This window comes from Haloferula sp. A504, from assembly GCF_044385805.1.
In the GTDB taxonomy this organism is placed as follows: Bacteria; Verrucomicrobiota; Verrucomicrobiia; order Verrucomicrobiales; family Akkermansiaceae; genus Haloferula.
In genome coordinates, this window is record NZ_JBISBU010000142.1 from 1 (window position 1) to 1462 (window position 1462).

Sequence of the window (1462 nt, forward strand, 5' to 3'; positions counted from 1 at the left end):
CGTAAGCGTCCTAAATCCGACCCCTCGCCCCGGTAGCCAGGGCGGGGGCGGGCGCTTCAGGCGTCAGGCGACCTTATCGTCGTCGGCCTCGACGGCGGCACGACGCTCGGCGGCGATCGCCTTCGGCGTGAGGGCCGCGGCCTGCTCGCGGGTGGCGTCGGCGGGCAGCTGGCGAAGGACCTCGACGAGGTAGTCCTCGGGGTCGAGTCCCTGGATCCGGCAGTTGGCCAGCAGCGTGTAGGCCAGGGCGTTGTTCGCGCCGGCTTCGAGGCTGCCGAAAAACAGGAAGTTCTTCAGCCCGACCTTGGCGGGACGGATCAGGTTCTCGACGAGATTGGTATCGAGTTCGAGGCTGCCATCCTCAAGGCAGACAACGAACTTGTCCCATTGGTTGTTGGTGTAGGCCAGCGCACCGGCGACGTCCCCGCCCGGCAGGTGCCGGGTGAGTTCGTTACGGATGTGGGCGATGAGTTCTTCGGCCAGGGGCCGGGTGCGGGCGCGGCGGATGAGTTCGCGGCAGGGCGGCGGTGCGCCGCTGAGGTGCATCTGCTTCTCAATCCGGTAGATCCACTGGATCCATAGTAGAACCGGGACGGTCACTTCGGGTGACCTGCCGCCGAGGTCGGTGAATTTCCTGCGGATGTGTGAGAGGCATCCGGCGTGGCGCAGGCCGTGGAGCCGTGAGACGAGGTCGTAGACGCTAAAGCCGTCGGTGTGGATGGTGGAGCCGCTCCACTCGAGGGTGTTGGTTTCGGCGTCGTAGCCGAGGAACTCGAGCAGGCAGTCGGCGCTGCGCCCGGCGTGCCAGTCGAAATAGGCCGTCCCTTCGGTGATGTCGCGGTAAACCCAGAGCCGCCCCTCGCGGGTGGCGCCGTGGCCGGGATCGAGGTAGTCCATCGGCGTCTCGTCGATCTGCAGGCGGTCGGCTTGGAGCACCTCGTCGCGGATGGCGAGGCCTACCGGCGCGAGGTGGCTCAGGGTGGCGTGGGTCCAGCCGTTGAGCGTCTGGCGACCGAGGTCCACGCCGTGGCGGCGCTTGAAGCGCCTGGACTGCCGGTGGTGCGGCAGGTGGTCCTCGAATTTGTCGGCGATGATCTGGGCGGCCAAGGCGGGGGCGATGAGCGTGCCGGGGATGGAGGGGGCGGGAGCCGGGGCGATCAGCGGCGGCAGGCTGCGGTCGCTCTTGTGGCGGTATTTCACTCGCACGATGCGCCGCCAGAAGATCTCGGATTTGATGACGTCGAGTTCATCGTGGTGTTCCTCGCCGATCTTCTCCCAGGAGTCGGGATCCTTGGTGACCTCTTCGGGATCGACGACGCCGTCGATGACGATCTTGAGGTTCTTCGGGAAACGGTCAGCCTTGGTGAGGCGGCTTCTTTTTCCCTTCGGCCTTTCGTCCTCCTCCGGTGCGGGGTCCTCGCCGTCGGACTCGGGAGGAGGGGCGGGCTTTCCCAGCACCATC

Annotated in this window: 1 protein-coding gene; it reads right to left on the bottom strand. The window is 66.8% G+C overall.

The window, feature by feature from the left end:
- Nucleotides 1-63: 63 nt before the first annotated feature.
- A partial coding sequence (gene tnpC / locus ACG2LG_RS23815; protein ID WP_396263362.1) for an IS66 family transposase occupies nucleotides 64-1462 on the bottom strand: 1399 nt, incomplete at its 5' end.